Source organism: Maricaulis sp. (genome assembly GCF_017642925.1).
Taxonomy (GTDB): domain Bacteria; phylum Pseudomonadota; class Alphaproteobacteria; order Caulobacterales; family Maricaulaceae; genus Maricaulis.
The window spans coordinates 45,875-53,259 of sequence record NZ_JAEPOL010000025.1; the positions used below are offsets into that span (position 1 = coordinate 45,875).

General features: G+C 64.6%; 8 protein-coding genes. 5 read left to right on the forward strand and 3 right to left on the reverse strand.

The features are described from left to right. The first annotated feature begins 77 nt into the window (after window positions 1–77). Window positions 78–1,154, forward strand: a complete 1,077-nt coding sequence (locus JJ918_RS16070) for a nitronate monooxygenase family protein (protein WP_291889623.1) — start codon at window positions 78–80, stop codon at window positions 1,152–1,154. Between the two features lie 44 nt (window positions 1,155–1,198). Beyond that, window positions 1,199–1,822 (forward strand): glutathione transferase GstA, encoded by a 624-nt coding sequence (gstA, locus tag JJ918_RS16075; RefSeq protein ID WP_291889625.1) that lies wholly within the window; start codon window positions 1,199–1,201, stop codon window positions 1,820–1,822. Window positions 1,823–1,888: 66 nt separating this feature from the next. Here the strand turns inward: gstA and JJ918_RS16080 are convergent, their stop codons facing one another. Further along, on the reverse strand, window positions 1,889–2,281 hold the full coding sequence (locus tag JJ918_RS16080) for a DUF4168 domain-containing protein (protein ID WP_291889627.1): 393 nt from the start codon (window positions 2,279–2,281) through the stop codon (window positions 1,889–1,891). 189 nt (window positions 2,282–2,470) lie between these two features. Continuing rightward, on the reverse strand, window positions 2,471–3,367 hold the full coding sequence (locus tag JJ918_RS16085) for a LysR family transcriptional regulator (RefSeq protein WP_291889629.1): 897 nt from the start codon (window positions 3,365–3,367) through the stop codon (window positions 2,471–2,473). A gap of 142 nt (window positions 3,368–3,509) precedes the next feature. Between JJ918_RS16085 and JJ918_RS16090 the strand changes: the two genes are divergently transcribed. Further along, window positions 3,510–4,568, forward strand: coding sequence for an NAD(P)-dependent alcohol dehydrogenase (locus JJ918_RS16090; protein WP_291889631.1), 1,059 nt, complete (start codon window positions 3,510–3,512; stop codon window positions 4,566–4,568). 76 nt (window positions 4,569–4,644) lie between these two features. Here the strand turns inward: JJ918_RS16090 and folE are convergent, their stop codons facing one another. Next, window positions 4,645–5,262: a GTP cyclohydrolase I FolE gene (gene folE / locus JJ918_RS16095; protein WP_291889633.1), complete on the reverse strand. Its 618-nt coding sequence runs from the start codon at window positions 5,260–5,262 to the stop codon at window positions 4,645–4,647. A 235-nt stretch (window positions 5,263–5,497) separates the two neighbouring features. On the opposite strand from folE, the gene cysS reads away from it, so the two are divergent. Then, window positions 5,498–6,883 (forward strand): cysteine--tRNA ligase, encoded by a 1,386-nt coding sequence (gene cysS / locus JJ918_RS16100; RefSeq protein ID WP_291889635.1) that lies wholly within the window; start codon window positions 5,498–5,500, stop codon window positions 6,881–6,883. A gap of 4 nt (window positions 6,884–6,887) precedes the next feature. Further along, window positions 6,888–7,154 (forward strand): hypothetical protein, encoded by a 267-nt coding sequence (locus JJ918_RS16105; protein WP_271187306.1) that lies wholly within the window; start codon window positions 6,888–6,890, stop codon window positions 7,152–7,154. Window positions 7,155–7,385: the final 231 nt, after the last annotated feature.

Sequence of the window (7,385 nt, forward strand, 5' to 3'; positions counted from 1 at the left end):
TTACGCCTACTCACAAGGTTACATTTCGTAATCACGTGCCCATCTGTCTCCCGACCGCAGCGGACAGGAGGCAAGCGATGGCGGAGCGAAGCGAGGTTCAATCACGGATCGGGATCGAGCATCCGGTGGTGCAGGGACCGTTCGGCGGCGGACTGTCGACGGTTGAACTGACGACGGCCGTATCGAATGCCGGCGGGCTTGGCTCGTTCGGTGCCCATATTCTCGAACCGGACGGCATCGAGGCCCTGGCACGCGATCTGAGAGCGGCAACGGACGGGCCTTTCGCGCTCAATCTCTGGGTCAGCGATCACGATCCGGGCGGGGATCCCTTTCCGAAGGCGGCGTTTGACGCTGTCTGGCCAGTCTTCGAACCCTATTTCCGCGAATACGGCCTCGACCGGCCGGAACCGCCGGCGCGCTACCATCCGCGTTTTGAAGACCAGGTCGAGGCGATCCTGGCTGTGCAGCCGCGGGTCTTCTCCTTTGTGTTCGGCGTGCCCGACCGCGCCATCCTGGAGGCGTGCCGCAGCCGGGACATCCTGACGCTGGGCGCCGCGACGACACTGGCCGAAGCCGAGGCGCTCGCGGATGCCGGTGTCGATATCGTTCTCGCCACGGGTTTCGAGGCCGGCGGCCATCGCCCCGCCTTTCTCGAACCGGCCGAAGCCAATCTGATCGGCACCCTGCCGCTGACCCGCCAGATCGCGGCGCATCTTCGCGTGCCGGTGATTGCGGCCGGCGGAATTGCCGACCGGGCCGGTATCGATGCGGCCCTCACGCTGGGCGCCGGCGCGGCGCAACTGGGCACGGCCTTCCTGGCCTGCGCCGAGTCCGGCACCAATGACGCCCACCGCGATGTGCTGTTCTCACCGCGGGCCCGGCACACCGTCCTGACCCGTGCCTATACCGGCCGGCTGGCCCGCGGCATTCCCAATCGCGTCATCGCCGAAATGGAAGCGCGCGCTGACCGCCTTCCGCCCTTTCCGGTGCAGGCCTGGTTCCTGGGTCATCTCAAGCATGCCGCGATTGCGGCCGGCGATGAGGATTTTGCCTCGCTCTATGCCGGGCAGGGTGCGCCCCTGCTCCGCCACCGCAAGGCGGCCGATCTGATGGCGGATCTGAGCCGTCCAGCCGAGGTCCGGGCTGTCGCCTGATCTCTCCCTCCACAACTTGCCAACCCCAGAAAGGATACCTTCCGATGAAACTCTATTTTGCTCCGGGCGCCTGTTCGCTTTCGCCCCATATTGTCCTGCGCGAGGCCGGTGTACCGGTTGAGCTGGAGCGCGTCGATCTGGCCGAGGGCCGGATCGTGTCGACCGGCGAAGCTTTCCGCTCGGTCAATCCGAAGGGCTATGTGCCGGCGCTGGAAGTCACGCCGGGCGAGGTCGTCACTGAAGGCGCGGCCATCGTTCAGCACATCGCGGATTCCAATCCCCAGGCCGGATTGGCACCGGCCGCCGGCACGCTGGCGCGGGCCCGGGTGAATGAGTGGCTGACCTTCCTCTCCTCCGAACTTCACAAGGCCTTCTCGCCCCTGTTTCGCCCCGACAACAGCGAGGAGGTGAAGTCTGCCGCGATCGAACGCGTTGCCAATCGCCTCGACCATATCGAAAGCGTGCTGGACGATGGCCGCAGCTATCTGACCGGCGACACCTTCACCATCGCCGACGCCTATCTCTTCACCCTCACCAACTGGACCGGTCCCACGGGTATCGGCCTGGGCAGCCGGTCGAAGCTGATGGCCTACATGGACCGCGTGCGCCAGCGGCCGGCGGTTCTGGCTGCACTGGAGGCCGAAGGCCTGCTGCAGCCGGCGGCCTGATCCGGATACGAAAACGGGCGGCCGAAGGGCCGCCCGTTCATTCCCGCTGTCAAGCGTGTCTGCGGCCTAGTTGCCGGCCTGCGCCTGGGCTTCGGCCTGGATGCGGGCCGCAACGCTCTGGTCGGTGCGGGCGGCATTGGCGATGGAGTTGTACTCGACCACGGTCAGTCCGGCGTCCTGTACAATGGTCTCCATCTCGGCCTGGGCCTCCTGCTGGATCTGGGCCTGAGCTTCCTGGCTTTCGGCTGCCTGCATGCGCGGCTGGATGTCCTGGACGAGGGCGTTGATGCCGTTGGCGGCTTCCACGAAAGCGGTGACCTGCGCATCGGTGAGGGTGAAGGTCTCGGCCGCTCCGGCTTCGGCGCCGGCCTGGGCCGGGTCCTGGGCGAATACGGGGGCGGCGGCAGCGCCTGCCAGCGCGGTTGCAGACAGGGCGGCGGTCAAAATCTTGTGCATCATGAGAGTGTCTTCCCGGTTGCTGAACAGTATCTGGGTTCAATGGCCCAATAGCGTGGGAACGACACCGGTCTAACAATGTTCCATTACAATTTCACCACATGTATACAGCTCATGGTTTTGCCGCATTTGTTGTGACGGGACCAAAAAGTACTGAGATTGTATTTCTTGATAACTCAACCGGCCTGGTTCTCAGGGTTTGCGGTATCGCAGTGCCTCGACGAAAAGTCTGAGTGCCGGCGGCATCTGGCGGCGGCTGGGATAATAAAGATGGTATCCGGGAAAGGGCGGGCACCAGTCCTCCAGCACACGTACGAGCCGGCCTGCTTCGATATCCTCGCGCAAATAGTCTTCAGGCAGGCAGGTCAGGCCGAGACCGGCCCGGGCCGCGGCGAGCACCACACGCGGATCATTGCAGGTGAATTGTCCGGAGACGCGCACATTCAGTGCCCGGCCGTCCTGCTCGAACTCCCAGGCATAAAGACCGCCGCGCGTCGGCAGGCGCAGATTGATGCAGGCGTGCCGGGTGAGGTTGTGCGGCGTCGCGGGCTGGCCGTGCTGCCTGAAATAGTCCGGCGTGGCAGCCACAGCCATGCGGATGTCGGGACTGATCGGGATCGCGATCATGTCCTTCTCGACTTCCTCGCCCAGGCGCACGCCGGCGTCGAACCGGCCTGCGACGATGTCGACGAGACGCTGGTCGATGGCGATCTCGATCTCGATACCGGGATGTTCGGCCATGATCCGGGCTGCCGCGGGCAGAAGCAGGGTCTCGGCGATGTCCAGACTGCTGGTCACGCGCAGCGTTCCTGCCGGGCGCCCGCCCATGGAGGCCACCGTATCGAGTTCCGACTGGATGCTGGAGAACGCCGGGCGCAGGGTGGCGGCGAGCTGCTCGCCGGCCGCCGTGGGAGCTACATTGCGGGTGGTCCGGGTGAGCAGGCGCACGCCTAGCCGGTCCTCAAGCCGCCGGACCGCATGACTGAGTGCGGATTGCGACGTCCCGAGCTGCGCCGCCGCGCCCGTAAAGCTGCGCGCATCGGCCACCCCGAGAAAGGCGATCAGGTCGCCGAGTTCCTCTCGTCTCATTCATGAAACTCCGGTATAGGCTTATTGCTGATTATGCGGGTTCAGCGAATAAGTCACCTCGCCTATATCAGGCTCAAGCGCGCCGCCGATGCAGCGCGCACCGCTTGCCGGTCCCGGAACAAATCCATTCGAGAGAGCTGACATGAAGACGATTGGCTATGCCGCCCACAGCGCTGACACACCCTTGGTGCCATACACATTCGAGCGCCGCGGCCTGCGTGCCGACGATGTGGCGATCGATATCCTCTATTGCGGTGTCTGCCATTCAGACCTGCACACCGCGCGTGGCGACTGGGCGGGTACGGTCTACCCCAACATCCCCGGTCACGAGATTGTCGGCCGTGTGACGGCGGTCGGTCCGGATGTCAGCAAGTTCGCCGTCGGCGATACCGTCGCCGTGGGCTGCATGGTCGACAGCTGCCAGGATTGCGATCGCTGCCACGACGACGAAGAGCAATACTGCCGCAACGGGTTCACCGCGACCTATAACAGCCCGGACCGGATCACCGGCGACAACACGCTGGGCGGCTATTCCAAACATGTCATCGTGCGTGAGGCCTTTGTCCTGCGTGTGCCGGCAACGCTCGACGTGTCGCGGGTGGCGCCGCTCCTGTGTGCCGGCATCACCACTTATTCACCGCTGCGCACCTGGAATGTCGGCAAGGGCAGCCGGGTCGGAGTGGTCGGCATGGGCGGTCTGGGGCATATGGCGATCAAGCTGGCTGTCGGCCTCGGTGCCCATGTCACCGTGATCAGCCGCAGCCCGTCCAAGGAGGCCGATGCGAGCGAACTCGGTGCCGATGCCTTCCTGATCTCGTCGGACAAGGCGGCGATGAAGGCGGCGCGCAACAGTTTCGACCTGATCGTGGACACCGTGCCGGTCAAGCACGACCTCAACCCCTACATGCCCCTGCTCGACGTCGACGGCACGCTGTGCCTGGTCGGACAGGTCGGCCCGCTGGAGGAACTGGTGTCCGTGCCGCTGATCATGGGCCGCCGCCGGGTCGCGGGTTCCCTCATCGGGGGTATCGCCGAGACCCAGGAAGTCCTCGATTTCTGTGGCCGGATGAACATCCTGCCGGAATGCGAGATGATCCGGATGGATGAGATCAACACGGCTTTCGAGCGCATGGAAAAAGCCGATGTGCGCTACCGCTTCGTGATCGACATGTCGTCGCTGGAGGTGCCGGACGCCGCCTAGGCGCTCCGGCGCTGTCCGAAAAAAGAAAAGCCCCGTCCGGCCGGACGGGGCTTTTCTCTCGAACCGGTGTTTCGCGTCAGGCGCGTTCGACCATGCGGATGAAGCGGTCCTTCAGGGCCGGGTCGGTCTTGAACTCACCGGTGAAGGTGGTGGTGATGGTCGACACATTCGGGTGGTGCACGCCGCGGGTGGTCATGCACTGGTGCTTGGCGTCGATCAGGACGGCCACGCCCAGCGGCTGCATCGCCTCGGTCAGCGCGTCGGCGATCTGGGCCGTCATGGTTTCCTGCGTCTGCATGCGCTTGGAGAAGATCTCCACCACGCGGGCAATCTTGGAAATGCCGACCACGGCCTTGCGCGGCAGGTAGGCGACATGGGCCACGCCCAGGATCGGCGCGAGGTGGTGTTCGCAATGGCTCTCGACATCGATATTGGTCAGCATGACCATGTCGTCATAGCCCTGCACGTCCTCGAACGTCTTGCCGAGAGCGGCCATCGGATCGGCTTCATAGCCGGAGAACCATTCCGACCAGGCTTTCACGACGCGCTTGGGCGTGTCGATCAGGCCTTCGCGGGCCGGGTCGTCGCCCGCCCAGGCGATCAGCGTGCGGACGGCCTCCTCGGCCTCCTCGCGGGTCGGTTTGGAGTTTTTCACGCCAGCCAGGCGCGCAGCTTCAGGTGTCACGGCGTCCATCCCCATGGATCCTTTCGTTGTCGGGTCGGTCCTGCGCGTATACGACAGGGCCGTAGTGCCGGTTTCCGGATCGAGGATGCAGAGCCGGATTTTTTCACCCGGAGCCTGAAATCCTCTGTTTTCGCGCCTCGGCGCTTGACGGTATTTAGGCCTTCCCTGCGTGAAATCCAATGATATGACCGCAGGGAAGATGTGAATTTTTCACGCCCTTGACACAAACGGAACAGACAAGAACATGAAATCGCTCACCCTTTACGATACGATGGCGCGGCGAAAGCGCGCATTCGAACCGATCGATCAGGACCGGGTGACGATGTATGTCTGCGGTCCGACGGTCTACAGCTACGCCCATATCGGCAATGCGCGTCCGCCGGTCGTGTTCGATGTGCTGCGCCGGGTGCTCGGATATCTCTACGGTGCCGAGAGCGTCGTGCTGGCGGCCAATATCACCGATATCGACGACAAGATCATGGCCGCCGCCCGCGAGAGCGGCGAGGGGATCGAGGCCGTGGCGACGAAGTTTGCCCGCATCTATCGCGAGGATCTCGATGCGCTGGGCATCGTGCCGCCGACGCTGGAGCCCAAGGCGACCGATCACATCCAGCCGATGATCGCCATGATGCAGCGCCTGGTCGATGGCGGTCATGCCTATGCGGCGGAAGGCCATGTCCTCTTCTCGGTGAAGTCCTACGAGGCCTATGGCGCGCTGTCCAAGCGCTCGCTCGACGACATGATCGCCGGGGCCCGGGTCGAGGTGGCGCCCTACAAGAAGGACCCGTGCGATTTCGTGCTGTGGAAGCCGTCTGCCGATGACGAGCCGGGCTGGGACAGCCCCTGGGGCCGCGGCCGTCCGGGCTGGCACCTGGAATGCTCGGCCATGTGCGAGACGCATCTGGGCGAAACGATCGACATTCATGGCGGCGGCATCGACCTGGTCTTCCCGCACCATGAGAACGAGATCGCCCAGTCGACCTGCGCCCATGGCGGCAAGTCGATGGCCAATTACTGGCTGCACAATGGCTTTCTCAACATGGGCTCGGACAAGATGTCCAAGTCGCTGGGCAATGTCGCGCTGATCCACGATCTCCTGAAATCCTGGCCGGGCGAAGTGCTGCGCTGCGCGCTGCTGACGGCGCATTATCGGGCTCCGCTGACCTGGAATTCGGATCTCCTGGCCAAGACCCGCCGTTCGCTCGACCGGATTTATGGCGTGCTGCGCCGCCTGGGCCATCTTGAAGCCGCGCCCGGCGATGTGCCCGAGGCCTTCCTCGATGCCCTGCTGGACGACATCAATACGCCCAAGGCGATGTCGGAGCTTTTCGCGCTGGCCGGTGAGGCCAACAAGGCGGAGACGCCGCAGGAAAAGGCCGAGGCCAAGGGCCGTCTGCTGGCAGCCGGTGCCCTGATGGGGCTGGGCCAGGCCGATCCGGATGCCTGGTTCGGCCTGACCGATATCGACCCGGAGGAACGCGCCGCGATCGATGCCCTCATCCTCAAGCGCCAGGAGGCGCGCGAGGCCAAGGACTGGGCGCTCGCCGACGAGGTGCGTGACGAACTCAATGCGCGGCAGATCCAGGTCGATGACGGGCCGGAAGGCTCGACCTGGCGGAAGATGGGATAACACCATGGCCCTCAAGGGCTTCAATGTGATGCTGCAGGCCGAGGACGCGGTCGGCCCGTGCTTTGTCGCCTATGGCGTGGTGGCCGAAACCGAGGAACAGGCCGCCCGCCTGGCCGAAGGCGCGGCGCAGGCCGAAGGCTTCTGGTCGGTCGAGACCGACGAAGTCTGGCAGCCCGAACCGGATGGCGACGAGGACTTCGGGGACATCCCCGAAGTCCTCGGCCGCAATGATCCCACCTATCTCGACGAGGACGAGGAAGACTGGGACTGAGGCCGCGGTTTTCTCCCTCACTCTCTCGCCACTTTCTCTTTCTTCCCCACGCTGTGGGGAAGTGGGCCCTCCGTAGCCTTGGCGAAGGAGGGGTCGAAGGGGCCGGCGCGGAGCGCTGGGAGGCGGTGGAGCTTGGCATCAACATAACGCCGCTGACGCGGCGCCCCTCCGTCTCGCCGCCTTGCGGCGATCCACCTCCCCATGAAATGGGGAGGAATGGCGTGTCAGCAC